Origin of the sequence: Galbibacter orientalis DSM 19592, from assembly GCF_000260115.1 — a bacterium.
GTDB classification, from domain to species: domain Bacteria; phylum Bacteroidota; class Bacteroidia; order Flavobacteriales; family Flavobacteriaceae; genus Galbibacter; species Galbibacter orientalis.
In genome coordinates this window covers 1,535,636-1,561,324 of record NZ_JH651379.1, presented here as the reverse complement: position 1 = coordinate 1,561,324, position 25,689 = coordinate 1,535,636, and the positions used below count along the sequence as shown (strand labels likewise).

Sequence of the window (25,689 nt, the reverse complement as noted above, 5' to 3'; positions counted from 1 at the left end):
TTAATTCATTTCAACGCAGAGACCTTCGGTAAACTCAGCGCAGGCTCTGGGGAATTAGACCCTCTATGAGGGATTAATGTCCGAGTAAAAATACAAGACCGTTTCTCTATAAGAAAAAACATTACTAAAATCCTTTTTTATTCATTCTCATTAATAGCAAGAAGACTATTTTGAAAACCCAATTTGAACCTTGATATAAATGGAGCCCAATAAATTCCGTAAACTTTTATAGCACAACAATAATTTTTTATTGATAAAAAAAATGAACAACATCAATAAATAGGACACAATTGGTTTAGTATCTTTACAAAAGTAACCCAAGCGAAACTTCCTAGCCCTGATTGAGCCAACTACCGTGTAGTGGCGAAAGCAGGAAACAACAATAATAAATAAGGCATTAAAAAGTGCTCCAAAAAACTATTTTTATAATGAAAAACAACTCCATTTTAAATATCCTATTAATTAGTTTATTACTATTTACCAAAGGAAATGCTCAAGAAAAATACAGCGAAGAACTATTAATAGGTAAAGGAAATCCAGTATTATTTGGAGATGGAATTGGCTTACAGAAAGAGGCCTACGATGCTTTTTTAAAAATGAAAACTGCTGCTCAAAAAGACGGAATTAACCTAAGAGTTGTGTCGGGATACCGAAATTTTGCACGCCAAAAAGCAATCTATGAACGCAAATATAAAAGTAATATTAACAGCGGATTAACTCCTGAGAATGCGATTAGTAAAATTATTGAATATTCTACAATTCCTGGAACTTCGAGACATCATTGGGGAACGGATATTGATATTATAGACGGTAATAAAAAAGTAAATGGAGATGTTTTGGATCCTGATAAATTCCATGGTATTGGTCCTTTTTGTAAGTTGAAAGAATGGCTCGATAAAAATGCAAATACCTACGGATTTTATATAGTTTATACAGACAATCCAAATAGAAAAGGTTTTAAATATGAGCCTTGGCATTATAGTTACAAAGCAATTTCTAAACCGATGCTTGAGGCGTATCAAAATTTAGATATTATTGCCATTTTAAAATCGGATAACTTATTGGGCAGTGAGTATTTATCGGAAAGTTTTATGAATAACTATCTTAAAAACAACGTAATGGACATTAATCCTGCGTTAAAATAATATCCTAATAATACGCTTAAAAACTTATTTAGAAGTGACTTTTTTTCGTAATTTTAATCGCTATCTTCTATACTTATCATTAAAATCATGCGTGGAAAAAGTAGAATTAAACTTTTTATAGGGCTTGCAATTGCATTATTTGCAATAATAAAGTATTGTGCTTCTTCGGATAAAAACCCATATACGGGGAAAGATCAACATATCTCTCTTACTCCAGAAGAGGAAATTGCTATTGGTTTGCAAAGTGCCCCACAAATGGCACAACAACATGGTGGGCTGTATCCAGACAACAAATACCAAGCAATGGTAGATGCTGTTGGGGAAAAATTAGTAACTAATAGTGTTGCTTCCGAAAGTCCGTATCAATTTGATTTTCATTTATTAGCCGATCCAAATACTATTAATGCCTTTGCGCTTCCAGGCGGACAGGTATTTATTACCTATGCTTTGTTTTCTCAATTGGAAAATGAGGATCAGCTTGCAGGAGTTTTAGGACATGAAATTGGACATGTTGTAGGACGACATTCTGCGGATAGAATTTCTAAACAAGGGCTTACACAAGGAATCTTAAGCGGTGTTGCTGTAGGAAGTGAGAGTCAGTCGGCCACACAAATGGCGGCTGTTATTGCCAATGTAGTAAACATGAAATACGGACGTGATGATGAATTGGAGAGCGACAACTTAGGCGTGAAATTTATGATTCAAGCAGGTTATAAACCTGAAGAAATGATTGGAGTTATGGAGATTCTAAAAAGCGCAGCCGGACCAAATAATGTTCCTGAATTTCAAAGCACACATCCAGACCCAGAAAATAGAATTCAGAAAATACAAGAAGCTATAGACATGTATAAAACGCTATAAACTTGCGTTTTAACTAAAAATACGGTTTCTTATCGTTTCTTCACTTTAACACTTTTTTTCTTGTTAAAATTATTTCTAGATTTAGGGTATGAACTCGTAAAAAAGAGTTCTATAAATCAGCTTTAGTCCCTACACTCTAACTTTGCAATAATCTATTTAAAGCTAAAATTATTTATTAATTAGTTTTAAATATTTTGTATGACAACACTTTTACTCCTCAAAGAACTTTATGTTAGTTCTTTTTCAGAATTAAAGAATGGATACGTTGCTACATTTTTAAAAGTTTTCTCATGGTTTTGCTTTGCGATACTTTTAGTAGTTATTTACGCATTCTTTTACCGATTGTTTACTGGATTTCCGATATAATTTGTTGGAAAAAACTTAGGATGTTAATTTAGATTAGCATGGAAAGTATTAAAAAAAATCCCGCCATTGGCGGGATTTTTTGATCGCTAAATCAAATTAAATTTCTTAAATCAAATCAAGTTTAGATGTTAAGAATTCAATGCTTTTTCAAGTACAGCTTTAGCATCCTGAGCATTAGAAAGCTCAGCATAATCCATTGCTGTTAACCCTTTTTCAGAACATTTTGCCTTTAAATTTGCCTCTCTAGTAATAAGCAACTGTAAAATATCCACTCTATTAAATTTAGCGGCATACATTGCAGGTGTTAATCCATTAGATTTGGCGTTAACATCTGCTCCTAAATCGATAAGTTTTTTTACAGTGTCAAAATCTCCTTTTACAATAGACATACAAAATGGAGAAACTTTAGGCGATTTTGTAATTACAGAAACCTGATGAGTTGTTTCTAGATCTTTTTCGTTTTTTGATGTGTTTGCAAATGTTACTCCTACTGCTAAGAGTAAAGCTGATAAAAATGCTAGCTTTTTCATAATTATAAAATTTACTGGTTATATAAAAGAGACGTGTGTAAAATAAGAATGTTTCACTCTAATCCCTGCTTTAACTTTTGTTTAACTTATTTATGTACAAAGTGTTACATAAATGTTGTTTTAAAGTTATTTTCTGACGGTTTAATTTCTTTTAAAAGAAAGCAATAGATGTTTTTTCAAGAAAAACTTTATAGTAGTATCTTTGAATGAAAACAATAATTAGACATGAATAAGAAAGTTATACTAATGATTTTGGATGGTTGGGGAAAATCTCCTGATCCAAAAATTTCAGCAATCGAAAATGCAAACACCCCTTTTATAGATTCTTTATATAAAAAATATCCAAATGCAAACCTTCTAACCGACGGGATGAATGTTGGCCTTCCAGAAGGACAAATGGGAAATAGTGAAGTTGGCCACATGAATTTAGGGGCTGGTAGAATTGTATATCAAGATTTAGCCAAAATCAATATGGCTATTGAAAAAAATACATTGGCTCAAGAAGAAGAGTTACAAAAGGCGTTTAAATATGCTAAAGAAAATAATAAAAAAGTTCATTTCTTAGGACTTTTAAGTGATGGTGGTGTACACTCGCACATAAAACATTTAGAAGGGCTTTTGGATGCTACCAATGCTTACGGATTAAAAGATGTTTTTGTACATGCTTTTACAGACGGACGTGATGTTGACCCACAAAGCGGAAAAGGGTTTATTGAAGAAATCCAAAAGCACTGCGCTAAAACTAACGCTAGGTTAGCATCTGTTATTGGTCGTTATTACGCTATGGACAGAGATAAACGTTGGGAACGTGTTAAACTAGCTTACGATTTAATTGTAAATGGTGAAGGTGCTCCTTACAAAAATGCGCTTGAAGCCATGCAAGAAAGTTACGACAATGGAGTAACAGATGAGTTTATTAAACCAATATCTCTCCAAGATGCAAATAATAAAGCCATTGCAAAAGTAGAAGAAGGAGATGTGGTAATATTCTTTAATTTCCGAACAGATAGAGGTCGCCAATTATCTCAAGCATTAACGCAGCAAGATTTTCATGAGCAGAATATGCACAAGTTAGACGTGTACTTTGTTACGATGACAAATTATGATGAAACATTTAAAAATGTACATGTAGTTTACAATAAAGATAATATTATAGACACCCTTGGAGAAACTATTTCTAAAGCAGGTAAAAACCAAATTAGAATTGCCGAAACTGAAAAATATCCACACGTAACATTCTTTTTCAATGGAGGTAGGGAAGAACCTTTTACTAACGAAAAAAGACTACTTTGCCCTTCTCCAAAAGTTGCTACTTACGATTTAAAACCAGAAATGAGCGCATATGAAATTCGAGATAGCATTGTTCCTGAACTTAAAAAAGGAGAAGTAGATTTTGTATGTTTAAACTTTGCAAATCCAGATATGGTTGGACATACTGGTATTATGGAAGCAGCAATAAAAGCATGTGAAACTGTAGATGAGTGTGCTAAAGATGTTGTTACTACAGCTACAGAAAATGGCTACACAACTATTGTAATTGCCGATCATGGAAATTGTGATACTATGGTCAATCCAGATGGGAGTCCAAATACAGCGCACACAACAAATCCAGTACCACTAATTTTGGTAGATGAAGAACTAAAAGAAATTAATGATGGTGTTTTAGGAGATATTGCTCCTACAATTTTAAAGCTAATGGGAATTGAACAACCAGAAGCAATGACAAGACACTCTTTAGTTTAAAACAACAACACAAACAGTCTTTTCAAACTTAAAAGCTATACTTTGAAAAGACTGTTTTTTTTATACTTATCCTCCTTTTCTTTAAAAAAGAATAAACACAAAAAATATATGAGAAAAATTATTTTATTGCTATCCGTAATTGCTTTCACTTTTTCCTGTGGTACAAAAGCAAAAAAATCTGAAGAAAATCCTACAGAAACAACTACAAAAAAATCTGAAGTTGAGAAAGCCAAAGACGATATTCTTGTAGGGTACCACACAAGAGAAGACCTTGAAAAAGAGCCTCACAACGAATGGTTTGTAAGCACTTATAATGAATATAAAGCAGCTCCAGAAATTATAAATTCCCTTAAACCACTAGTAAAAAATCTAGAGATTAAAATTTTTATGGGAACATGGTGTAGCGATAGTCAAAGAGAGGTTCCTCACTTTTTTAAAATAATGGATGAAGCGGACTATGCGTATAAAAACCTCACCTTAATAACCATGACTCGAGAGAAAACCACTCCTGAAAATTTAGAAGAAGGCTTAAACATTACAAATGTGCCAACTTTTATCTTTTATAAAGATGGAAAAGAAATAAACAGAATTGTAGAATATACTATCGAAACATTAGAAAAAGATATGTTAAATATTCTAGAAGGAAAAGAATACAAAAATCCCTATGCTGAATAATTTAATTTGATTAGTTAAATGTTTTCTTATTTGGAAATAAACTTCATTATATTTGTGTTGACAAAAAGTCAATCAACCGTCTTGGGCTAAGCCCATGAAGGATTAAAAAAGCAAGGAATATGTTTTTATTTATTAGCGGAGCAGAGATTGTATTCATCCTATTCTTAGTAGTGATGATTTTTGGTGCCGATAAGCTTCCCGAAATTGCCAGAGGACTAGGAAAAGGTATGCGTCAGCTTAAAGATGCTACAAATGAAGTAAAGTCTGAGATCCAAAAAAGTGCAGACAAAAATGGAGTCGATACTAGTTTTACTAAAGATATTCAAAAGGAAATCGGTCAAGTAAGAGACGAAATAGAAGATTTTTCAGGTTCTGTAAAACGTAAACTTTAATGTTTGAAAAACTCCTGGAGTACGACCGGGATTTGTTAATTTTCTTAAACAATCTTGGAGTAGAAAACTACGATACTTTTTGGAGAACTGTTACCCAGCCCGTAACTTGGCTACCACTTTACCTTCTAATTTTAGTTTTGATTATAATTGCCTACAAAAGAAGACAGTTATTCAAAACATTATTATTGAGCATCGGACTCATTTTAACTACAAGTACACTTACTCATTTAGTAAAAATAATTATAGCCAGAACAAGGCCTAGTGGAAATGATGAGTTTACAGAACTCATTAGAATTCTTATTGAACCGGGGTCGTATAGTTTCTTTTCTGGTCATGCTGCAAATTCTTTTGCCGCTTGCACATTTTTTGTACTTATCTTAAAGCATAGATTCAAATGGATTTATGCATTTTATATCTGGCCAATTCTATTTTCTTTCAGCAGAATCTATGTTGGAGTGCATTACCCTTCAGATATTTTAATTGGTGCTTTAGTAGGGGTTTTAATTGCGCTTACTTTTAATAAAATCCACAAGCGATGGGTGTTACAACTTTAAGGTAATATCAAAAGGCATTCAGAAGAAACAACTTTAAGATCTTAATAATTATGGTCCTTTGAAACAAACTCTCGCAGAGAGAATAAATTAAACCCTCAATGAGGGATTAAATAACCCTGCTTACTGTTAAACCATCTCGAATAGGAAGTAATACAGTTTCTATGCGTGGATCTTCTTTAAGTTTTTTATTGTATTCCAATAAAGCTTCTGTACTTTTATCTCCCTTCTTTAATTTTTCCACAACCTTCCCACTCCATAAAACATTATCGGATAAAATCACTCCTCCTGAATTCATTTTATCAATAATCAAATCAAAATAGTTTACATAATTTGGTTTGTCTGCATCTATAAAAACAAGGTCAAACTTTGCGTCTATCTTCGGAATTATCTCCAACGCATCTCCAGTATATTGCTTTATCTGATCTTTTAACCCACTTTTTTCAAAATATTTTTGCTGAAAAACATAGAGTTCCTCATTAATGTCTATTGTATGTAGCATCCCATCTTTAGCCAATCCTTCAGCAAGACAAATTGCAGAATAACCTGTAAAGGTTCCTATCTCTAGAATTGTATTAGGATTTATTATTTTTGATAAAACACTTAAAATACGCCCTTGGAAATGACCACTTAGCATTCTTGGTTGAAGCGTTTTTAAATTTGTTTCCCTATCCAGCTCTTTTAAAATTGCTGGTTCGTCTTCAGAATGATTAGTTACATAATCTTCAATAGCGTCCGATAAAAAATGCATACTTTCTTTTTTTCAAAATTAGCGGTTTTTTAATTCAGTTTCAACTCATAGAACTAAAAACAATAGCGTATTGAAAATATTTCAGCCACGAATTCACTAATACTTTTTTCATTGTATCGCCCTACTGAATATCTCTTCAAGGAATGAAATGGCATAAACCTGTGATATTAGTAGCTAAAATTTATAACGCATAAAAAAATTGCCACGAATTCACTAATACTTTTTTCATTGTATCGCCCTACTGAATATCTCTTCAAGGAATGAAATGGCATAAATCCGTGATATTTGTGGCTGAAATTTATAACGTTTAAAAAAATTGCCACGAATTCACTAATATTTTTTCATTGTATACGCCCTACTGAATATCTCTTCAAGAAATGAAATGGCATAAATCCGTGATATTTGTGGCTGAAATTTATAACGTTTAAAAAAATTGCCACGAATTCACTAATACTTTTTTCATTGTATCGCCCTACTGAATATCTCTTCAAGGAATGAAATGGCATAAATCTGTGGTATTAGTGGCTAAAATTTATAACGTAAAAAAAAATTGCCACGGATTCACTAATACTTTTTTCATTGTATCGCCCTACTGAATATCTCTTCAAGGAATGAAATGGCATAAATCTGTGATATTTGTGGCTGAAATTTATAAAGTATAAAAAAATGCTACGGATTCACTAATATTTTTTCATTGTATACGCCCTACTGAATATCTCTTCAAAGAATGAAATGCATAAATCCGTGATATTTGTGGCTAAAATTTATAACGTATAAAAAATTGCCACAGATTCACTAATATTTTTTTCATTGTATCGCCCTACTGAATATCTCTTCAAGGAATGAAATGGCATAAATCCGTGATATTTGTGGCTGAAATTTATAACGTATAAAAAATTGCCACGGATTCACTAATATTTTTTTCATTGTATTGCCCTACTGAATATCTCTTCAAAGAATGAAATGGCATAAATCTGTGATATTTGTGGCTAAAATTTATAACGTATAAAAAATTGCCACGAATTCACTAATATTTTTTTCATTGTATCGCCCTACTGAATATCTCTTCAAGGAATGAAATGCATAAATCCGTGATATTTGTGGCTAAAAATCATGATTCATACTCAAAAGGAACAACATTACTTATATCAATGCAAACTCCTTCGATAAAAGTAGGACAGGCATCATGGGAATTAAATCCACTATAAGGGATTAAAGAGATTTTTTCATTAAATAGTGTAGTCCAATTCCTGGAACAACAAAAGAATCTCCATAAATTTCATATCTCATTTTTTCATAAAACAACACCGCTACTTCTCGTGCATTCAACCAGATAAAAGCGCCCCCTCTTTCAAGCAATAAAGCTTCAGCTTTTTTAACCATTAGTGCACCAAGACCTTTTTTTTGCTGTGCTTGCAATACTGCCATTCCCCGAAGTTGGTATTGATTTTCAGCAGAAAAATTTTCATTATTTTTCTTTATTAAAGTAACTGTTCCAACAGGCTTTCCTTTATAAATAACGCCCACATGGAAAGTATCTTTTAAATCATCATCAGGAAAAATAGCCGATTCCAATGGCTTCCCTTCTCTTAAAACAGGATGACGTACGGCTTGTGCCTCTGCCGAACTAATTTCTTTTACGGTATACAAAATATTATTATTTAAACTAGAATATCGTGATAGGATTCATTTTTATCAATTTGTGCTTTTGCAAATGGGCATAACGGAATAACTTTTACATTATTACTTCGAACATAAGTTACCAATGCTTCCAACAATTTATGTCCCGCTCCTTGACCACGCAAAGAATCGTCCACCTCGGTATGGTCGATAATTATTTTATCACTCCCCGCTACCGAATAGGTCATTTCTGCTAAAGTATTATTGTTATTCTCCATATAAAAGCGTCCTTTACTTGCAGACGCTTCATGCTTAATTTCTAATTCCATTTGTAAAAAATTTTATACCAATTAAAAGTACTATAAATCTTTAAATAGAAAAACTATAATTTACAACCTCATTTACCTCCTCAAAATAACTTTAGGAGATTAAATTTATTTGAGGTATTTAAGGATAATTAAAAAAATAATCACGATTTTCTTTGGAAACAAATTAAGAGTTTCTTTATATTTGCCCCCACAAATAAATGCGGGAGTAGCTCAGTTGGTAGAGCGTCAGCCTTCCAAGCTGAATGTCGCGAGTTCGAACCTCGTCTCCCGCTCTAAAGCCTAACATAACGTTAGGCTTTTTTTATGGGAAATATGTACCTTTGAAGCGAAATGGAAAAGGAATTAACAAGAATCAATAAATATTTAAGCGAAGTAGGTTACTGCTCACGCCGTGCTGCCGATAAACTCATTCAGCAAAGACGAATTACTGTAAATGGTTCCATTCCAGAAATGGGTACCAAAGTAAGTGCTGAAGATGAGATTAGAGTTGATGGAAAGCTTATTGCAGAACCCAAAGAAGATTTTGTTTACCTCGCTTTTAACAAACCTATCGGGGTTGTTTGTACTACAGACACACGTGTGGAAAAAGATAATATTATTGATTTTATAAATTATCCTAAACGTATTTTTCCAATTGGGAGATTGGATAAACCTAGTGAAGGACTTATTTTTCTTACCAACGACGGGGATATTGTAAATAAAATTTTACGTGGGCGTAACAAACACGAAAAAGAATATATAGTTACCGTTGACAAATTTGTAACCGACGATTTTGTAAAGCGGATGAGTAATGGAATCCCAATTTTAGATACGATTACCCGAAAATGTAAAGTTGAAAAAATTGATTCGCATACCTTTAAAATCATATTAACGCAGGGATTAAATCGCCAAATTCGTAGAATGTGTGAGTACTTAGGCTACAATGTTACGGCACTAAAACGTATCCGTATTATGAATGTTTCCTTAGACGTTCCCGTTGGAGAGTGGCGTTATCTTACAAAAGAAGAACTTAAAGAAATCAATACCCTTACGGAAGAATCTAAGAAAACATATGGTGATTAATGAATTTATAATTTATCCCTACTAAAACCTCACTTCACTCCCGCTTTCAATTTCATAAGGAGGTTTATTTTGTTCAAAAACTCTAGCTTGTAGATTTCCTTTTAAAATAATACGGTCGTTTTTTACTTCTAACCAACTCCCTTCTCTAAGACCAATTACTGGCTGCGTATTTATGGTATGAAACTCTTTTATTCTGGTTTCTCGTGTTTCACCCTTATGAGTACTCGATGGGTCGGGATCTAAATAATGCGGATTAATATTAAAAGGAATGGCACCCAATGTCTTAAAACTAGGTGGATACATAATAGGCATATCATTGGTGGTTTGCATGGTAAGCCCCGTAATATTTGCTCCTGCGCTAGTTCCAAAATAATGCATTCCTTCAAAAATACGCGCTCTTAATGTTGGCATTACATCTAGCTTATACAGTTGAGAAACTAATAAAAATGTATTTCCGCCACCCGTAAAAACTGCTTTTGCATTTTTCAGGGCTTCTATTGGATCAGAAAAAGTATGTATTCCAGTTACTTGTTTTCCTATAGCATCAAATCCTTTTTGAGCTATTGCTGTATAATCATCATGAGAAATCCCGCCAGGGCGTGCATACGGAATAAAGATAATTTCTTCCGAAGCTTTAAAAAACTCCGCTAAATCATCTAATATATATTCTAAATAGCTACTCCCGTGCACGGTAGATGTACTTGCTATTAAAAGATTTTTCATCTGAATAAATTTAAGTTAAAAGTATTGTTGCCCGATAAAAATTAACGGAATTTATCGGCTTCCATTTATATCAAGGTTTAAATGAGATCCTCAAAATAGACCCCTTGCTATTAATAAAAATGAATAAAAAGAGGATTTTCAGTAATGTTGTTTCTTTAAACTGCATATTTTATAATAGTTAAGATTTAGTCTTTGTTCTTTTTTCTTATAGCAAAGCGGTCTTGCATTTTTACTCGGACATTAATGATTAAAAAGTTACTTTAAGGCTAATATAGAATTAAGGAAAATTCTCTACTTCTTAAAAGCCTTTAATTTATTCATTCCTTTTTGTGGAAGTGAATATTTTGACTATAATAAATCCCTTCAGGAGGGTTTCATAATGTTTTTCTTCAATATTTTTCGTAAATTTATGTAATAGTAATGTAATCATAAAATAGAGCTTGTTGTTCTTTTAAATTGAAGAAAATCTAAAATGCGAATCAACCATTTCGATGTAGAGCCCTTCGGTAAACTCAGGACAGGTTCTGGGGAATAAAACCCTTAATGAGGGATTTAACAAAAGATTATCAAGACTTTCTTTTATTTTTAATCGACTTATTATTTATTTACTAAACAAAACCACTCTAATGCAAAAGCAATTACTTATACTTCTACTTATTTTAAGTCCTATTTTTATTTTTTCTCAAGATGCAGAGTCTGTACTTTTAAGAGGAAAAGTACTTTACAGAAACACTAGTGTTCCTAATGAGAATGTTATCAACATTACTACAGAAAGAGCTACAATTACAAATGATGCAGGGGAATTCGAAATCAAGGTAAAAGAAGGCGATAAACTAGCTTTTACTGCTATGAATTACGAGTTAAAAACGGTAGAAATTACCAAGGAAATTTTAAATAATAACCGTTTGGTAGTGGAAGTAAATGAAAAAGTAACCGAACTTGATCAAGTAATTATTACTCCAGAAGATAGACAAGCTTATATTGAATTAAAAAACGAAGAATTTAAGCAAGTAGATTACACTACAGATAAGTCTTCTGCGGTTACCAATTATGCAATTCCTGTGAGTCAGCGAGGGATGGTTAACGGTCTTAATTTTGTAAACATTTACAAAGCGTTATTTAAATCTAACAAAGAACAGGGAGAAGAAAAAGTAATTTTACCGAGTCAGGTGTTACGCCAAGTTTATGATGACGAATTTTTTGTAGCAGATTTAAAGATTCCTCAAGACCAAATAGATGAATTTTTGTTTTATGTGGATGATAAATTACCTTCTCAAACCCTCATGAAAAGGAGTCACGAATTTGAGCTTATCGATTTTTTAGTAGATCAAAGCAAAGATTTCAATGCACTAAAAGCCTCTGAAAAATAACCTCTACATATTTTTTATTTTTGCATATAGCATAACCAACGGACAAGTTTTTAAAACAAGTTTGCAAGGAAAAATTATTAATATAAATTCTGAAGTGGAGGGCATCTATATCCTGAATAAAACTACTAATACTTCAACAATTACAAATCAAAAAGGAGACTTTGAAATTAACGTAATGTTTAATGATACGTTGGTATTTTCTGCGCTACAGTATGAAATTAAGTTTGTAGTTATTACCGAGGAAGTCCTGAAAAATAAGTATTTAGAAGTTACGCTAGATGAAAAAATAAACGAATTGGCCCCAGTAACGGTCACACCCTACAATTTATCTGGAAATTTAGCACGAGACCTACAAAACAATCCCGCTGAAAATGTAATCAATGCTGTAAGTTTAGGCCTTCCAAATGCTACTGTAAAGAAAAAAGACCATATGCACCGAATGCTCTACACCGCATCAAGTAGTCCATTGAGCTTACTCATCAATACCTTAAACGGAAAAATAAAGAAAATAAAAAAACTGATAAAACTTCAGAAAAAAGAAGTAAAAATAGAAGCTACTAAAGAACTTTTTGAAATCGAATTTTATGTTAAAGATTTAAAAATCCCTGAAGATTATATAGATCGGTTTATGTACTTTTGCGCTACCGATCCATCTTTTGAAACTATTGAAAGTGAGGATCCTCTTAGCATTTTAGAATACTTAAAGGCGAAGAGTAACGATTTTAGAGTTTTAAATGATTTAGAGTAAACTACCACAAGGCAATGCTTTCGGTAAACTCTGGGCTGACTTTGGAGGATTAAACCCTCTTTAATAGAATCAACTACCTCGAGGCAAGCCTACGAGGTATTCAAAGGAAACAAATTAAACCCATTTCGATGCAGAGCACTTCGGTAAACTCAGTACAGGCTTTGGGGAATTAAACCCTCAATGAGGGATTAAACTTCATCATAAAAAAAACATATTAATTACATGAAAAAATATATAATCCTTCTTTTAATTTTACCCTTAATGAGTTTTGGTATTTATCATAAATTTTACGTCAGTGTTACGGATGTAAATTATGCTGAAGAAGACCAAGCCATTCAAGTAATTTCTCGTTATTTTATAGATGACATGGAAAAGCTTTTTAAGGAGCGCTATGGAATAAATGCAGCATTAAAAACTAAAAAGGAACTTAAAAAAATAGACTTTTATATTGAGAAATACCTTCATGATAAATTTATTATTTCTATTGACGGAGAGGAAGTGGAGTGGAATTTTATCGGTAAAGAATATGATGTAGATGTAATGAAATGCTATTTAGAGATTCCAAAGGTAAAATTAAAAAGAATAGAATCCATAGGGATTCAAAGTAGCGTTCTATTCGACATCTATCCAGAACAACAAAATGTGGTACATATTACTGCTGGAGAACGTAAAAAAAGCTTTATGTTAATAAAACAAAATGATAAAGCTATGTTAAAATTGTAACTTAGAGTGCTTAAAAAAGACAAATTATTTAATTTCCAATCCTTAATTCATTTCTAAACAACTATGCACAAATTCAAGTACCTATTAGCAGGCTTTTGCTTCTTATCTTTTAGTGTAGTTTTCGCACAAGAAAACGATAAGAAAGAGAGAGAACAAGGCCACACAAACACAAACAAATTTAGACAAATGTACGAGGAGTTTGCTACTCCAAACATGTACCGTACAGGTTCGGGAGCTCCAGGTCCTGCTTACTATCAACAACAAGCGGATTATAAAATGGATATCGAACTGAATGACGACACCCAGAAATTAACTGGTCATGAAACCATTACCTACACAAACAACTCTCCAGATAAATTAGAGTTTTTATGGGTACAATTAGACCAAAATGTTAGAGCAAAAGACTCTAAATCGCCTTTAAGAGATGGTGGTGGAGTTCCACCAGCAGAAGAAACTGCTTCTTTTGCTAGTAAATACTACAAAGCTCCTTTTGACGGTGGTTTTAATATTCAAGAAGTAAAAGATACTAAAGGTAAAAACTTACCATACACCATCAACCAAACTATGATGCGTGTTGAGCTTGATAAACCTTTAGCTCCTGGGGATAAATTTTCTTTCAATATCAAATGGTGGTACAACGTAAACAATCACCTTGTAGATAGAGCAAGAAGTGGTTATGAAGAATTCCCTGACGGAAATAAAAATTATGTAATTGCTCAATTCTTTCCAAGAATGGCGGTTTATAATGACGTAGAAGGATGGCAAAATCACCAATTCTGGGGAAGTGGAGAGTTTGCATTGCCTTTTGGAAACTATGAAGTAAACATTACTATTCCTTCAGATCATATATTAGATGGAACTGGAGTTTTACAAAATCCTAAGGAAGTACTTACGGACGATATGTACGACCGATATGAAAAGGCAAAAAAATCTTACAACAAACCTGTTTTCATCGTTACAGAAGCTGAGGCTAGAGAAAATGAAAAAGGACATTCTACAGACAAAAAAACATGGACTTTAAAAGCAGAAAACGTTCGTGACTTTGCTTTTACTACTTCAAGAAAATACATCTGGGAACAACAAGCAGTAAAAATGACAAATGGAAAAACAGTAATGGCTGTTTCTATTTATTCTAAAGAAGGAAATCCACTTTGGGAGGAGTATTCTACAAAAGCAGTTGTTCAAACATTGAAAACATATTCTAAGCATACTTTTGCGTATCCTTATCCTAAAGCAATTTCTGTTCATGCTAAAAATCAAGGAATGGAATATCCTATGATTTGCTGGAATTATGGACGTCCAGAAGAAGATGGAACTTATAGCGACCGTGTGAAATTTGGAATGATAAGTGTAATTATTCATGAAGTTGGACATAACTACTTCCCTATGATTGTAAATTCAGATGAGCGCCAATGGGGATGGATGGACGAAGGAATTAATACTTTTTGTCAGTATTTAACAGAGCAACAATTTGCTATAAATTATCCTGAAGCAGTTGGTCCAGATGGAAAATACCCTTCTCGTAGAGGAGAGCCTTCTAAAATTGTAGACTATATGAAAGGGGATCAAGATTTTATTGCTCCAATTATGTCCAACCCAGAAAATGTATTCCAATTAGGAGCAAATGCCTACGGAAAGCCTGCAACTGCATTAAATATTCTTAGAGAAACTGTAATGGGACCAGAATTATTCGATTACGCTTTCCAAACATATGCACAGCGTTGGATGTTTAAACACCCTACTCCAGAAGATTTCTTCAGAACTATGGAAGATGCTTCGGCAGTAGATTTAGATTGGTACTGGAGAGGATGGTTTTATACAACCGACTATGTGGATATAGGAGTTCAAAACGTTAAAAAATACTATGTTTCTTCAACACCAAATGCACGAGTTAGAGAAATACTAGAACAGAGAGGTATGGCAGAATCTGAACTTCCAGATTTAGTATACCTTGTTGCTGAAGATAGCGATGATTATAAAAATGAAGTTTCTAAAAAATCTGAGCAAGAGAACTTTAAATCTGTAAACGAGTACTTAATGGATAACTTCTCTCCTGCCGAAAGAAGTAATATGGAAGCTCCAAAGTATTTTTACGAAGTTACTTTTAACAAACCAGGTGGAATTCCAATGCCTTTAATTGTTGAATATACTTACAAAGACGGTAGTACAAATACAATTACATACCCTGTAGAAATTTGGAGAAAAAATGACAAAGAGGTGAAAAAAGTTATTGCTACGGATAAAGAAATTACAAGTATTGTAGTGGACCCTAAAGCAGAAACTGCCGATATTGATACCGAGAATAATTCTTGGCCAAAACAAACTGGCGATTCCGATTTCGATAAATTCAAGAAGAAAGTTCAGGATTAATTATTTTCTTCAATAATAAAAAAACCGCCTCATCTATTAAAGTGAGGCGGTTTTTTTGTTGTACGTAAAAGTATGAATAACAAGAAGTTAAGTTGTTGAATCGTTAAATTGATAAGATGGTAGGCTGGTAAGATGAGCATGATTAAAGGAATAAGAAGTCAAAGGAAAAGTATCCATTATTAGGTAACTTTGAAAAGTTGCTAATTCTACACTTCACAGCTTAACACCTTCACAGATTTACAGCTTTACAGCAAAACAATATGGGTTTCTAACCTTACTAGTAATCAAAACAAAAAATAATAACTATTTTTGCATCTTGGTTGTAAGAATCAACTCCCTCTAGGCAAACTGCGGGTATTTTACAAACCAACATTAATCCTCTAAAAAGGATTAATAATTCAGAAAATAATTTTCAGTTTAAATAAACGAAACATGATTAAAATAAAAACACTCGAGCAGATTGAATTAATGAGAGAAAGTGCCCTTATCGTTTCTAAAACATTAGGAATGTTAGCAAAGGAAATAAAGCCAGGTGTTACAACAAAGCATTTAGATAAAATAGCGGAAGAATATATTAGAGATCAAGGAGCCGAACCTGGATTTTTAGGCTTATACGGCTGCCCTTCTACCCTACTTACAAGTACAAACGAAGCAGTTGTTCACGGACTCCCAACAGATGTTCCGTTAAAAGAAGGCGATATTGTTTCGGTAGATTGTGGTGCATTAAAGAATGGTTTCTACGGAGATCATGCCTATACTTTTGAAATTGGAGAAGTAGCTCCAGAAACTAAAAAACTACTAGCTATTACTAAAGAATCTCTTTACGTTGGAATTAGAGAGTTTAAAATAGGAAATCGTGTAGGAGATGTAGGTTTTGCCATCCAAAACTTTTGTGAGAAAGAAGGGTATGGCGTAGTTAGAGAACTTGTTGGTCATGGTTTAGGTAAGAAAATGCATGAAGATCCAGAAATGCCAAACTACGGAAAACGAGGGCGTGGTAAAAAATTTGTTGACGGAATGGTAGTTGCCATAGAACCTATGATTAACATGGGAACACAGCGCATTAAACAATTAAAAGACGGATGGACTATAGTTACTGCCGATGGGAAACCAAGTGCACACTTTGAGCATGATGTTGCTTTAATTAATGGAAAGCCAGAAATCTTATCTACCTTTAAATACGTGTATGATGCGCTTGGAATTACAAGCAATGAAGAAGACGAATTTAAAAACGTAGTAACCGAATAATTTTCCTTTGAAAAAACTTTTCAAATTCTTTTTAAATACCGTTCCCCGACCTTTACTAATAAAGATAAGTTATTGGGTACGTCCATTTATTGTAGCGCTTTACAAGGGAAATACATATACAGATCCAATCGATACTAAAAGTTACAAATCTTTTTTACCGTATGGATATGGGCAGCAACGCAATAATGTTTTGGCACCTGGAACGCTCTCTTTAGAACGACATAGATTGCTATGGCTTTATTTAAAGAAAGAAACTCAGTTTTTTTCAAAACCAATTAAACTCTTACATTTTGCTCCTGAGCAAGCCTTTTACAATCGGTTTAAAAAACTTGATAATATTGAATACACTACAACCGATATAGAATCTCCCTTAGCTGATGTAAAAGCCGACATTTGCAACCTTCCATTTGAAGATAACACTTATGATGTTATTCTCTGCAATCATGTATTGGAACACATTAAGGATGATAAAAAAGCCATGGAAGAGCTTTATAGAGTTATGAAACCAGGCGGCTGGGGTATTTTTCAAATCCCTCAAGACATTCAAAGAGCAACAACTTTTGAGGATGATAGTATTATTGACAGGAAAGAGCGTGCAGCCATTTTTGGTCAATATGACCATGTGCGTGTTTATGGTTTAGATTATTTCGACAAGCTTAGAAAGATTGGTTTTGAAGTAGAGGAAATTCATTACGCCAAAACTAATTTAACTTCAGAAGAAGTAAAAAAATACGCCTTAAATCCTAAAGAAATCCTCCCTGTTTGTAGGAAATCAATTCAATAAAAATGCCCCGAAACAGCTCGTTTCAGGGCAGTATTTTTATTAATTAATATAATTATTTCATTAATTTCTGAGTAAAAATAAAAGACCGCTTCGCTGCAAGAGAAAAGAACAAAGACTAAATCTTAACTAATACAAAATGAGCAGCTTAAATAAACAAGATTACTAAACTCCTCTTTTTATTCATTTTTATTAATAGCAAGAGGTCTTGTATTTTTACTCGGACATTTATTATTTATTTCTTAATCAAGAAGTAATTCTTGAAAACCTTTTGTTTTATATTCCACCAAATCTCCATCTTTATCCGCACTAATAATATAGGCATCAATTTCTGATGTAGATTTTAAAAGTTCCTTGGCTTTATCCAACGGCATTACCATTAAAGCTGTTGCATAAGCATCTGCTACCATACATGTTTGAGCAACAACCGATACACTTAACACATTACTTTTTTGAGGATATCCAGTAAGTGGATTTATAATATGTACATAATGCTCTCCCGTTTCTTCATCAACTCTAAACTTACGGTAGTTCCCACTAGTTGCCATTGCCTTATCTTTTAACTGCACTTTTGCAATTAACACCCGTTGTTCGGTATCTTGAGTTGGACTGTCTATGGCCACAACCCAATTCTTAACTTTATTGGTGGTTTTACTATTTCCTCTTGTTAATATTTCTCCTCCTACTTCAATTAAATAATTTTTAACCTTATTTCGGTCAAACATTCTCCCTATCAAATCAATTGTATACCCCTTAGCAAGCGCATTAAAATCGAGATATATATTTTTATTTTTCTTTATAATTCTTTGATCATCGGACATATATACCTTGTCAAAACCTGTAAACTCTAATAAGCTATCTACTTCGCTCTTTTTCATATGGTCTATAGCCATTTCTGGCCCAAAACCCCAAGCATTTGCTAAAGCCCCAATTGTAGGATCAAAAAAGCCTCCTGTTTTTTTATAAACCTCTTTGGCAGTTACATAAACTTCTTTAAAATATTTATCCACCGCAATAGTAGAATCTCCCCTATTAATTGCTGAAATATCTGAAGTTGGTAAATAAGTAGACATAGACATGTTTACAGTATCAAAAACAGCTTCTATCAAAGGTTTTAAATTTTGCTCCTCGTCTGTTGCCTCATACTTAATAGTGTAAGTGGTTCCCAAAGCATAGCCCTGCTCTACTTTAAAATCAGCCTCTTTATCCGTACTAGAACAGCTTACAAAAATTAGACTTACTACAAAAGACAGTATTAAGTAATGTTTAGATTTCAATGATTCCATTATAGTTGATTATATATTTTTCTCCTTTTTCTATTGGGGCTTCATAATTTATTGCATTAGCAATTCCTACTCCTGCATAATAGGTACGAGCCTTAAACTTTAAAGCATGCTCTCGCATAGTTTCCATGTAAGTTACATTATATTTCTGCGGATTTTCGGGGTACAAAACAGCTTTTACAACTATAAAATGAAGTTTCTTATTCTTTAAACATACAAATTGAGGATCCTTTTTTAACTGACTATTTACCGACATAAATTCGAATCCTTGTTTTTCTAAGTCCTTCCCAACTACATTCATCGCTAAATTATGAAGCTCTTGTTCTGTAAATTCTTCCGACATACTAATCAAAATACTTTTTGTGTTTTATAAAATCAGCTACTTCAAGATAAACCCTCGAATATTATAAGAGCACTATACAATTCATTTTCAACGAATAATAAACCTCTCTGAAAAAATAAGCTATCCCGAGACAAGCCTACGAGGTATTCAAAAGAGAATAATTTAATTCATTTCCACGTAGAACATCAAGTAATAAAACCCTCACTGAGAGATTTAAATTAGTAACTCTATAATACTTCGCTAAAATACATAAATCTTTCTGTATTGTTCCATTTAACAGTCCTTGAAATAATATCAAAAAAAATAAATTTCGACTTAAAAGTGTAGTAGTATTAGCATATTAAAATACTGTTTTCCAAGAATTCACAAATATATATTCCGCCCTCTTTCCTTACACTACCACTATCTTTAACAACAAAAAGTAATCATATTTATGAAGGAAGCTGTAGCTAAAATTTATAGCACCTAAAATAGGCTAGACTAGAAAACGATTCGCATGCACCTTTAAAGAATAAAAACATTTGGCACAATACTTGATTTTCATCTAAAAAACTGTAATTCTTTAAATTATGAAAACAATATACTTTTTTATACTCCTTTTAACCACTATCTCAACAACGGGACAAGAACAATCCATTACAGGAAAAGTAACAGATGCTACCGACGGAGCAGCACTTCCGGGAGTAATTATAACTATTAAAAATTCTTCGGAAGGAACTCAAACAAATTTTAACGGAGACTATAGCATTCAAGTTAAAACAAATGATACGTTGGTTTTTTCTTTTATAGGAATGAAAACTAAAGAAATAAAGGTGACAAAAAATGATACTGTTATTAATGTAAAACTAGAAGCAGATAATCAACTTTTAGAAGAAGTTGTTATAACTGAATATGAAGACAATCAAATGCTGACGAAACAAAGTTATGCTAGAATGATTTCTCCTCCTATGCATATTCCAAAGAGTACCGAGAGTTATGCAAAGATTGATGAGAACGGTTTCTTACAGGTAAACTACAAACCCCTTTCTACCTTTTCTATAGATGTTGATAAGGCTTCTTACAGCAATATGCGTAGAATGATTAATAATGGCGAAGAAATCCCAACAGATGCTATTAAAATTGAAGAATTGATTAATTATTTTTCTTATGATTATAAACAACCTAAAGGAGAAGAGCCATTTTCTATTGAAACTTCTCTAAACAAAGCGCCATGGAATAATCAACATAAATTAGTGAAAATAGGACTCCAAGGAAAAGTTATTCCAACAGAAAACATTCCTCCTTCAAATTTAGTGTTCTTAATTGATGTATCGGGTTCAATGAATTCTCAAAACAAATTACCTCTATTAAAATCTGCATTTAAACTTTTAGTAAATCAATTACGAGAAGAAGACAAGATAGCTATAGTAGTTTACGCAAGTGCATCAGGACTTGTATTACCCCCAACTTCTGGAAAAGACAAAACCAAAATCATAGAAGCCTTAGACAAATTAGAAGCAGGAGGCTCTACTGCTGGAGGTGCTGGCTTAGAATTGGCGTATAAAACTGCTGAAGAGCATTTTATCAAAAATGGAAATAATAGAATTATTCTAGCCACCGATGGCGATTTTAATATTGGAGCATCCAGCGATAGAGAAATGGAGAAACTCATTGAAGAGAAGCGTAAAAGCGGGGTGTTCTTAACTTGTTTAGGATTTGGAATGGGAAATTACAAGGATTCTAAAATGGAAATTTTAGCCGATAAAGGAAACGGAAATTACGCATACATAGATACTATGCAAGAAGCGCAACGTGTACTAGGAACCGAATTTGGAGGAACTCTATACACTATTGCCAAAGATGTAAAAATACAAGTTGAATTCAATCCTAATGAAATAGCTGCATATCGATTAATAGGATATGAAAACAGATTGCTAAATGATGAAGATTTTAAAGACGATAAGAAAGACGCTGGAGAATTAGGAAGTGGGCATACAGTTACTGCATTGTATGAAATTATCCCTACAGGCGTTGATAGTAAGTACCTAAAGGAAATCGACACGTTGAAATACACCAAAACAAAAGCTTCAACTGGTTACAATGACGAATTACTAACGGTAAGATTTAGATACAAAGAACCAGACAAAGACACAAGTAAGGAAATTGTACATGTTGTAAAAAATACCTTTACCAAAACTAATACTGACTATAATTTTGCAGCAGCAGTAGCTATGTGGGGAATGTTCTTAAGAGATTCTGAATATTTAAACGGAGCTACCAAAGAAGAAATTATAAAATTAGCAGAAGCTAATAAAGGGAGAGATGAAGAAGGGTATAGAGCAGAATTTATCAGGTTGATGAAGAGTTATACAAAATAATCATTAATGTCCGAGTAAAAATGCAAGACCGCTTCGCTCTAAGAGAAAAGAACAAATCTTAATTATCACAAAATAAGCAATTTAAAGAAACAACATCATTAAACTCCTATTTTTATTCATTTTTATTAATAGCAAGGTATATATTTTAAAAAAACTCTTTTAAACCTTGGCACAAGTGGAGTCTAATAAATTCCGTTAACTTTTATCAGACAAGATGCAAAATAATTAGAAAAACAAAAACGGCTACTGTTTCAGTAGCCGTTTGTATATTTAAAGAACATTAGTTCTATTCTATATAAACAATGAGAGGGTTATCCTCCGAAGTCGTCAAAACGTACATTCTCTGGTGGAACACCAAAATCGTCACACATTTTTTCAACTGCTTTATTCATCAATGGAGGTCCACAGAAATAGAATTCTATATCTTCTGGAGCTTCATGGTGGTTTAAATAGTTATTAATAACCACTTGGTGTACAAAACCTACAAAACCATCTCCTTCTCCATCTAAACTTTCTTTTACTTTCCAATTATCTTCTTCTAAAGGCTCAGAAAGTGCAATATAGTACTTAAAGTTAGGGAACTCACGCTCCAATTCTCTAAAGTGCTCCATATAGAAAAGCTCTCTTTTAGAACGTCCTCCGTACCAATAAGTAACTTTTCTTCCTGTTTTTAAAGTTTTGAATAAGTGATATAAGTGAGAACGCATTGGTGCCATTCCAGCTCCCCCACCAACATAAAGCATTTCGGCTTCACTATGGTTGATAAAGAATTCACCATAAGGTCCAGAAATAACCACTTTATCTCCTGCTTTTCTTGAGAAAATATAAGAAGAAGCTATTCCAGGATTTACATCCATCCATCCGTTTTTATTTCGATCCCATGGTGGAGTTGCAATACGCACATTAAGCATAATATCTCTCCCTTCTGCAGGGTAAGAAGCCATAGAATATGCTCTTTCTACAGTTTCTGTGTTTTTCATGGTTAATGGCCAAAGATTAAACTTATCCCATTCCAATTGAAACTTCTTAGGATCGTCATGCTCTTCAGGGTGTGCAGTAATATCTATATCAGAATAACTTACTTCAACTGGTGGTATTTCAATTTGAATATATCCTCCAGCTTGGTAATCCATATCTTCTGGAATACGTACTACAAACTCTTTAATAAACGAAGCAACGTTCCAGTTACGAACAACTTCTGCTTCCCATTTTTTAATACCGAATACCTCTTCTGGCACTTCGATAACCATGTCTTGTTTTACTTTTACTTGACATCCAAGACGCCACCCTTCAGCAGCTTCTTTACGTGTAAAGTGAGGCTCTTCTGTAGGAAGCATTTGTCCTCCACCTTCGGTTACAATACATTTACACTGAATACAAGTACCACCACCTCCACAAGCAGATGGTAAAAATATTTTATTATTTCCTAAGGTAGACAATAAAGTCCCTCCAGAAGAAACTTCTACATCTTTCTCACCATTAATTTTTAAGGTTACAGGACCAGAAGGCACCAATTTTGCCTTGGCAAGTAATAATATAATTACCAACACAAATATTAGTGTTAAGAATACTATTAAACTTGCTATGATTACTGAATAATCCATATTGCTATTTAACTAATAAGATTTATAATTTGATTCCCATAAAACTCATGAACCCAAGAGCCATAAGTCCTGTTATGATAAAAGTAATTCCTAACCCTCTTAATGGTGCAGGAACATTTGAGTAAGTAATTTTCTCTCTAATTGAAGCAATAGCTAAAATTGCCAAGAACCAACCTATTCCAGATCCTAATCCATAAGTAAAAGCTTCCGAAACTCCTCCGAAATCTTTTTGTTGCATAAATAAAGAACCTCCAAGGATAGCACAGTTTACAGCAATTAGCGGTAAGAAAATACCAAGAGCTCCGTATAATGCAGGTGCAAATTTTTCTACTATCATTTCCACCAATTGCACCATTGATGCAATTACGGCTATAAACATGATAAAACTCAAAAAGCTTAGATCGATGTTTGCGTACTCTGGACTTAACCAAGTTAACGCACCCGGTTTTAATAAATAATTATCTAATAAGAAGTTAATAGGCACCGTAATTGCTAAAACAAAAATTACAGCGGCTCCTAAACCTACTGCAGTTTTAACTGTTTTAGAAACCGCTAGGTAAGAACACATCCCTAAGAAATAGGCAAAAATCATGTTCTCTATAAAAATACTTCTTACAAAAAGGTTTACGTATTCCATTTTTTAATGTTTTTTAGCTTATTGCTTAATTTTTTTCGATTAGTTCTCTATTTCTTGAACGCTGTATCCAGATAATAACTCCTACTACAAGAAGTGCTGCTGGAGACAATAACATCAATCCGTTATTCTCATACCCCATAGCATACAATCCAGTAGATTCTGCTACCGTAGCTCCTTTATGTCCTAGAACTTCAAATCCTAATAATTTACCAGAACCTAACAATTCACGGAAAAAAGCAACAATAACAAGGATTAATCCATAACCCGCAGCATTTCCTATTCCATCTAAGAAAGATTTCCAAGGACCATTTCCAAGTGCAAAAGCTTCTAAACGCCCCATTACAATACAGTTAGTAATAATAAGTCCGACAAAAACCGACAACTCTTTACTAACATCATAAGCATAGGCTTTAAGCACCTCGTTAACTAAAATTACTAAAGCTGCAACAATAACTAACTGTACAATAATACGAATACGGTTAGGAATTAAATTTCTAATTAAAGAAACTATTACGTTACTAGCTGCCATTACAACCATAACGGCAATTGCCATTACGATAGAAGGTTTTAACTGAACAGTAATTGCTAATGCAGAACATATACCTAGTACCTGAACAGTAATTGGGTTATTATCATTTAAAGGATCAGATAATAACTTTCTATTTTTCTTAGAGAAAAGTGGCTCTTTTTCTTCAGCAACAAAAAGCACCACTGGTGATTTCTCTTTTTTGTTTTTAGTATCGGCCATCATATATTATTTTAAAGCTACTTTAGTATTTTGTTTCTTTAAGTAAGAAAGATAAAATTCCAATCGGTCGTGTATCATTTTAGTAACACCGTCTCCAGTAATGGTAGCTCCAGAAATAGCATCTACAGCATTATCATCCTTATTACTTCCTCCAGAATATCCTTTCTGAACTGTAATTCCTACAAAATCCCCTGATTCGTCAAATATTTTTTCTTCTTCAAATCGTTGTTGAAACCAAACTTGTGTAATTTCAGCTCCAAGACCAGGAGTTTCTCCTTTATGATCAAAAACAGCTCCTTTTACGGTATTGATATCATCTTCTAATGAAACATACCCCCAAATAGCATCCCAAAGTCCAGCTCCACGTAATGGAATTACATAGAATTTCTTTCCTTCAACATCTGCTACATACAAAGGAAAACGTTGTTTTTCAACATCCTTTTTAAGTTCTTTGGCTAGGTCAACATCAAATGCTTTTACATCTGTTTTTACCTCTCCATTGTTATCTAAAGCAATTTCTTCTTTTATATACTTATGGTATGTTTCTTCCGCTTCTTCTTTTGAAGCTTCGATACCAATAGTAGCAAGAATGTTTTGCATCTTTTCGATTTTTATATTTTTAGCCTGAATAGGTTGCAATGAAGTTGCTGCAAAGGCCAAAGCCGATGCCACAATAACAACCATTATTCCAGCGAATATAAAAGTATATGCGTTACTATCTCTATTCAT

At 33.2% G+C, this 25,689-nt stretch carries 26 protein-coding genes and 1 tRNA gene; 16 read left to right on the top strand and 11 right to left on the bottom strand.

The window, feature by feature from the left end; translation table 11 throughout:
- Positions 1-428 precede the first annotated feature (428 nt).
- The 3 genes from JOOMADRAFT_RS06970 to JOOMADRAFT_RS20655 all read left to right on the top strand — a co-directional run bounded on the left by JOOMADRAFT_RS06970 (position 429) and on the right by JOOMADRAFT_RS20655 (position 2,372).
- Positions 429-1,145, top strand: coding sequence for a M15 family metallopeptidase (locus JOOMADRAFT_RS06970; RefSeq protein ID WP_008612214.1), 717 nt, complete (start codon positions 429-431; stop codon positions 1,143-1,145).
- Positions 1,146-1,232: 87 nt separating this feature from the next.
- Complete coding sequence (locus tag JOOMADRAFT_RS06965; protein WP_008612213.1) at positions 1,233-2,006, top strand: M48 family metalloprotease; 774 nt, start codon at positions 1,233-1,235, stop codon at positions 2,004-2,006.
- 198 nt (positions 2,007-2,204) lie between these two features.
- Positions 2,205-2,372, top strand: a complete 168-nt coding sequence (locus JOOMADRAFT_RS20655; protein WP_008612212.1) for a DUF6747 family protein — start codon at positions 2,205-2,207, stop codon at positions 2,370-2,372.
- A 128-nt stretch (positions 2,373-2,500) separates the two neighbouring features.
- On the opposite strand, the gene JOOMADRAFT_RS06960 is transcribed toward JOOMADRAFT_RS20655, so the two are convergent.
- On the bottom strand, positions 2,501-2,902 hold the full coding sequence (locus tag JOOMADRAFT_RS06960) for an ankyrin repeat domain-containing protein (protein WP_008612211.1): 402 nt from the start codon (positions 2,900-2,902) through the stop codon (positions 2,501-2,503).
- 225 nt (positions 2,903-3,127) lie between these two features.
- On the opposite strand from JOOMADRAFT_RS06960, the gene gpmI reads away from it, so the two are divergent.
- The 4 genes from gpmI to JOOMADRAFT_RS06940 all read left to right on the top strand — a co-directional run bounded on the left by gpmI (position 3,128) and on the right by JOOMADRAFT_RS06940 (position 6,266).
- Positions 3,128-4,645 (top strand): 2,3-bisphosphoglycerate-independent phosphoglycerate mutase, encoded by a 1,518-nt coding sequence (gene gpmI, locus JOOMADRAFT_RS06955; RefSeq protein ID WP_008612210.1) that lies wholly within the window; start codon positions 3,128-3,130, stop codon positions 4,643-4,645.
- A 108-nt stretch (positions 4,646-4,753) separates the two neighbouring features.
- Positions 4,754-5,320 (top strand): thioredoxin family protein, encoded by a 567-nt coding sequence (locus JOOMADRAFT_RS06950; RefSeq protein WP_008612209.1) that lies wholly within the window; start codon positions 4,754-4,756, stop codon positions 5,318-5,320.
- Between the two features lie 119 nt (positions 5,321-5,439).
- Positions 5,440-5,712, top strand: a complete 273-nt coding sequence (locus tag JOOMADRAFT_RS06945) for a Sec-independent protein translocase subunit TatA/TatB (RefSeq protein ID WP_008612208.1) — start codon at positions 5,440-5,442, stop codon at positions 5,710-5,712.
- Positions 5,712-6,266, top strand: a complete 555-nt coding sequence (locus tag JOOMADRAFT_RS06940; RefSeq protein ID WP_008612207.1) for a phosphatase PAP2 family protein — start codon at positions 5,712-5,714, stop codon at positions 6,264-6,266. The genes JOOMADRAFT_RS06945 and JOOMADRAFT_RS06940 overlap by 1 nt, the downstream gene beginning before the upstream one ends.
- 106 nt (positions 6,267-6,372) lie before the next feature.
- Here JOOMADRAFT_RS06940 and JOOMADRAFT_RS06935 read toward each other — a convergent pair whose 3' ends face one another.
- The 3 genes from JOOMADRAFT_RS06935 to JOOMADRAFT_RS06925 all read right to left on the bottom strand — a co-directional run bounded on the left by JOOMADRAFT_RS06935 (position 6,373) and on the right by JOOMADRAFT_RS06925 (position 8,963).
- Complete coding sequence (locus JOOMADRAFT_RS06935) at positions 6,373-7,014, bottom strand: O-methyltransferase (protein ID WP_008612206.1); 642 nt, start codon at positions 7,012-7,014, stop codon at positions 6,373-6,375.
- A gap of 1,212 nt (positions 7,015-8,226) precedes the next feature.
- Positions 8,227-8,664 (bottom strand): GNAT family N-acetyltransferase, encoded by a 438-nt coding sequence (locus tag JOOMADRAFT_RS06930; RefSeq protein ID WP_008612205.1) that lies wholly within the window; start codon positions 8,662-8,664, stop codon positions 8,227-8,229.
- Between the two features lie 11 nt (positions 8,665-8,675).
- Positions 8,676-8,963, bottom strand: a complete 288-nt coding sequence (locus JOOMADRAFT_RS06925; protein WP_008612200.1) for a GNAT family N-acetyltransferase — start codon at positions 8,961-8,963, stop codon at positions 8,676-8,678.
- Between the two features lie 199 nt (positions 8,964-9,162).
- Here JOOMADRAFT_RS06925 and JOOMADRAFT_RS06920 point away from each other — a divergent pair.
- Positions 9,163-9,235, top strand: a tRNA-Gly gene (locus JOOMADRAFT_RS06920).
- A gap of 58 nt (positions 9,236-9,293) precedes the next feature.
- Positions 9,294-10,025: a 23S rRNA pseudouridine(2604) synthase RluF gene (rluF, locus tag JOOMADRAFT_RS06915; protein ID WP_008612199.1), complete on the top strand. Its 732-nt coding sequence runs from the start codon at positions 9,294-9,296 to the stop codon at positions 10,023-10,025.
- A gap of 21 nt (positions 10,026-10,046) precedes the next feature.
- On the opposite strand, the gene pepE is transcribed toward rluF, so the two are convergent.
- On the bottom strand, positions 10,047-10,748 hold the full coding sequence (gene pepE, locus JOOMADRAFT_RS06910) for a dipeptidase PepE (RefSeq protein WP_008612198.1): 702 nt from the start codon (positions 10,746-10,748) through the stop codon (positions 10,047-10,049).
- A gap of 626 nt (positions 10,749-11,374) precedes the next feature.
- Here pepE and JOOMADRAFT_RS06905 point away from each other — a divergent pair.
- From JOOMADRAFT_RS06905 to JOOMADRAFT_RS06880, 6 genes are all read left to right on the top strand, one after another.
- Positions 11,375-12,118 (top strand): carboxypeptidase-like regulatory domain-containing protein, encoded by a 744-nt coding sequence (locus tag JOOMADRAFT_RS06905; protein ID WP_008612197.1) that lies wholly within the window; start codon positions 11,375-11,377, stop codon positions 12,116-12,118.
- A 61-nt stretch (positions 12,119-12,179) separates the two neighbouring features.
- A complete protein-coding gene (locus tag JOOMADRAFT_RS20285; protein ID WP_008612194.1) occupies positions 12,180-12,866 on the top strand; it encodes a carboxypeptidase-like regulatory domain-containing protein in 687 nt (228 codons plus the stop codon).
- A gap of 222 nt (positions 12,867-13,088) precedes the next feature.
- Complete coding sequence (locus JOOMADRAFT_RS06895) at positions 13,089-13,589, top strand: DUF6702 family protein (RefSeq protein WP_008612192.1); 501 nt, start codon at positions 13,089-13,091, stop codon at positions 13,587-13,589.
- Between the two features lie 63 nt (positions 13,590-13,652).
- Positions 13,653-15,959 carry a M1 family metallopeptidase gene (locus JOOMADRAFT_RS06890; protein WP_008612191.1) on the top strand — a complete coding sequence of 769 codons (2,307 nt, stop codon included), beginning with the start codon at positions 13,653-13,655 and terminating at the stop codon, positions 15,957-15,959.
- 432 nt (positions 15,960-16,391) lie between these two features.
- Entirely contained in the window at positions 16,392-17,207 is an 816-nt protein-coding gene (map, locus tag JOOMADRAFT_RS06885; protein WP_008612190.1) for a type I methionyl aminopeptidase, read from the top strand.
- A 7-nt stretch (positions 17,208-17,214) separates the two neighbouring features.
- Positions 17,215-17,991 (top strand): class I SAM-dependent methyltransferase, encoded by a 777-nt coding sequence (locus JOOMADRAFT_RS06880; RefSeq protein WP_008612189.1) that lies wholly within the window; start codon positions 17,215-17,217, stop codon positions 17,989-17,991.
- Positions 17,992-18,230: 239 nt separating this feature from the next.
- Here JOOMADRAFT_RS06880 and JOOMADRAFT_RS06875 read toward each other — a convergent pair whose 3' ends face one another.
- Complete coding sequence (locus JOOMADRAFT_RS06875; protein ID WP_008612188.1) at positions 18,231-19,274, bottom strand: FAD:protein FMN transferase; 1,044 nt, start codon at positions 19,272-19,274, stop codon at positions 18,231-18,233.
- Positions 19,255-19,614, bottom strand: a complete 360-nt coding sequence (locus JOOMADRAFT_RS06870) for a hypothetical protein (protein ID WP_008612187.1) — start codon at positions 19,612-19,614, stop codon at positions 19,255-19,257. The genes JOOMADRAFT_RS06875 and JOOMADRAFT_RS06870 overlap by 20 nt, the downstream gene beginning before the upstream one ends.
- 569 nt (positions 19,615-20,183) lie before the next feature.
- On the opposite strand from JOOMADRAFT_RS06870, the gene JOOMADRAFT_RS06865 reads away from it, so the two are divergent.
- Positions 20,184-21,971: a vWA domain-containing protein gene (locus tag JOOMADRAFT_RS06865; RefSeq protein WP_008612186.1), complete on the top strand. Its 1,788-nt coding sequence runs from the start codon at positions 20,184-20,186 to the stop codon at positions 21,969-21,971.
- A gap of 311 nt (positions 21,972-22,282) precedes the next feature.
- Here JOOMADRAFT_RS06865 and nqrF read toward each other — a convergent pair whose 3' ends face one another.
- The 4 genes from nqrF to JOOMADRAFT_RS06845 are packed head-to-tail and all read right to left on the bottom strand — an operon-like array spanning position 22,283 to position 25,689.
- Positions 22,283-23,575: an NADH:ubiquinone reductase (Na(+)-transporting) subunit F gene (gene nqrF / locus JOOMADRAFT_RS06860; protein ID WP_008612185.1), complete on the bottom strand. Its 1,293-nt coding sequence runs from the start codon at positions 23,573-23,575 to the stop codon at positions 22,283-22,285.
- Between the two features lie 22 nt (positions 23,576-23,597).
- On the bottom strand, positions 23,598-24,212 hold the full coding sequence (gene nqrE / locus JOOMADRAFT_RS06855; protein WP_008612184.1) for an NADH:ubiquinone reductase (Na(+)-transporting) subunit E: 615 nt from the start codon (positions 24,210-24,212) through the stop codon (positions 23,598-23,600).
- Positions 24,213-24,237: 25 nt separating this feature from the next.
- Complete coding sequence (locus JOOMADRAFT_RS06850) at positions 24,238-24,960, bottom strand: NADH:ubiquinone reductase (Na(+)-transporting) subunit D (RefSeq protein WP_008612183.1); 723 nt, start codon at positions 24,958-24,960, stop codon at positions 24,238-24,240.
- 6 nt (positions 24,961-24,966) lie between these two features.
- Entirely contained in the window at positions 24,967-25,689 is a 723-nt protein-coding gene (locus JOOMADRAFT_RS06845) for a Na(+)-translocating NADH-quinone reductase subunit C (protein WP_008612182.1), read from the bottom strand.

Bases quoted from the DNA above. Each gene is read 5' to 3' on its own strand.
- JOOMADRAFT_RS06970 (WP_008612214.1), top strand. From the start codon at position 429: ATGAAAAACAACTCCATTTTAAATATCCTATTAATTAGTTTATTACTA.
- JOOMADRAFT_RS06965 (WP_008612213.1), top strand. From the start codon at position 1,233: ATGCGTGGAAAAAGTAGAATTAAACTTTTTATAGGGCTTGCAATTGCA.
- JOOMADRAFT_RS20655 (WP_008612212.1), top strand. From the start codon at position 2,205: ATGACAACACTTTTACTCCTCAAAGAACTTTATGTTAGTTCTTTTTCA.
- JOOMADRAFT_RS06960 (WP_008612211.1), bottom strand. From the start codon at position 2,902: ATGAAAAAGCTAGCATTTTTATCAGCTTTACTCTTAGCAGTAGGAGTA.
- gpmI (WP_008612210.1), top strand. From the start codon at position 3,128: ATGAATAAGAAAGTTATACTAATGATTTTGGATGGTTGGGGAAAATCT.
- JOOMADRAFT_RS06950 (WP_008612209.1), top strand. From the start codon at position 4,754: ATGAGAAAAATTATTTTATTGCTATCCGTAATTGCTTTCACTTTTTCC.
- JOOMADRAFT_RS06945 (WP_008612208.1), top strand. From the start codon at position 5,440: ATGTTTTTATTTATTAGCGGAGCAGAGATTGTATTCATCCTATTCTTA.
- JOOMADRAFT_RS06940 (WP_008612207.1), top strand. From the start codon at position 5,712: ATGTTTGAAAAACTCCTGGAGTACGACCGGGATTTGTTAATTTTCTTA.
- JOOMADRAFT_RS06935 (WP_008612206.1), bottom strand. From the start codon at position 7,014: ATGCATTTTTTATCGGACGCTATTGAAGATTATGTAACTAATCATTCT.
- JOOMADRAFT_RS06925 (WP_008612200.1), bottom strand. From the start codon at position 8,963: ATGGAATTAGAAATTAAGCATGAAGCGTCTGCAAGTAAAGGACGCTTT.
- rluF (WP_008612199.1), top strand. From the start codon at position 9,294: ATGGAAAAGGAATTAACAAGAATCAATAAATATTTAAGCGAAGTAGGT.
- pepE (WP_008612198.1), bottom strand. From the start codon at position 10,748: ATGAAAAATCTTTTAATAGCAAGTACATCTACCGTGCACGGGAGTAGC.
- JOOMADRAFT_RS06905 (WP_008612197.1), top strand. From the start codon at position 11,375: ATGCAAAAGCAATTACTTATACTTCTACTTATTTTAAGTCCTATTTTT.
- JOOMADRAFT_RS06895 (WP_008612192.1), top strand. From the start codon at position 13,089: ATGAAAAAATATATAATCCTTCTTTTAATTTTACCCTTAATGAGTTTT.
- JOOMADRAFT_RS06890 (WP_008612191.1), top strand. From the start codon at position 13,653: ATGCACAAATTCAAGTACCTATTAGCAGGCTTTTGCTTCTTATCTTTT.
- map (WP_008612190.1), top strand. From the start codon at position 16,392: ATGATTAAAATAAAAACACTCGAGCAGATTGAATTAATGAGAGAAAGT.
- JOOMADRAFT_RS06875 (WP_008612188.1), bottom strand. From the start codon at position 19,274: ATGGAATCATTGAAATCTAAACATTACTTAATACTGTCTTTTGTAGTA.
- JOOMADRAFT_RS06870 (WP_008612187.1), bottom strand. From the start codon at position 19,614: ATGTCGGAAGAATTTACAGAACAAGAGCTTCATAATTTAGCGATGAAT.
- JOOMADRAFT_RS06865 (WP_008612186.1), top strand. From the start codon at position 20,184: ATGAAAACAATATACTTTTTTATACTCCTTTTAACCACTATCTCAACA.
- nqrF (WP_008612185.1), bottom strand. From the start codon at position 23,575: ATGGATTATTCAGTAATCATAGCAAGTTTAATAGTATTCTTAACACTA.
- nqrE (WP_008612184.1), bottom strand. From the start codon at position 24,212: ATGGAATACGTAAACCTTTTTGTAAGAAGTATTTTTATAGAGAACATG.
- JOOMADRAFT_RS06850 (WP_008612183.1), bottom strand. From the start codon at position 24,960: ATGGCCGATACTAAAAACAAAAAAGAGAAATCACCAGTGGTGCTTTTT.
- JOOMADRAFT_RS06845 (WP_008612182.1), bottom strand. From the start codon at position 25,689: ATGAATAGAGATAGTAACGCATATACTTTTATATTCGCTGGAATAATG.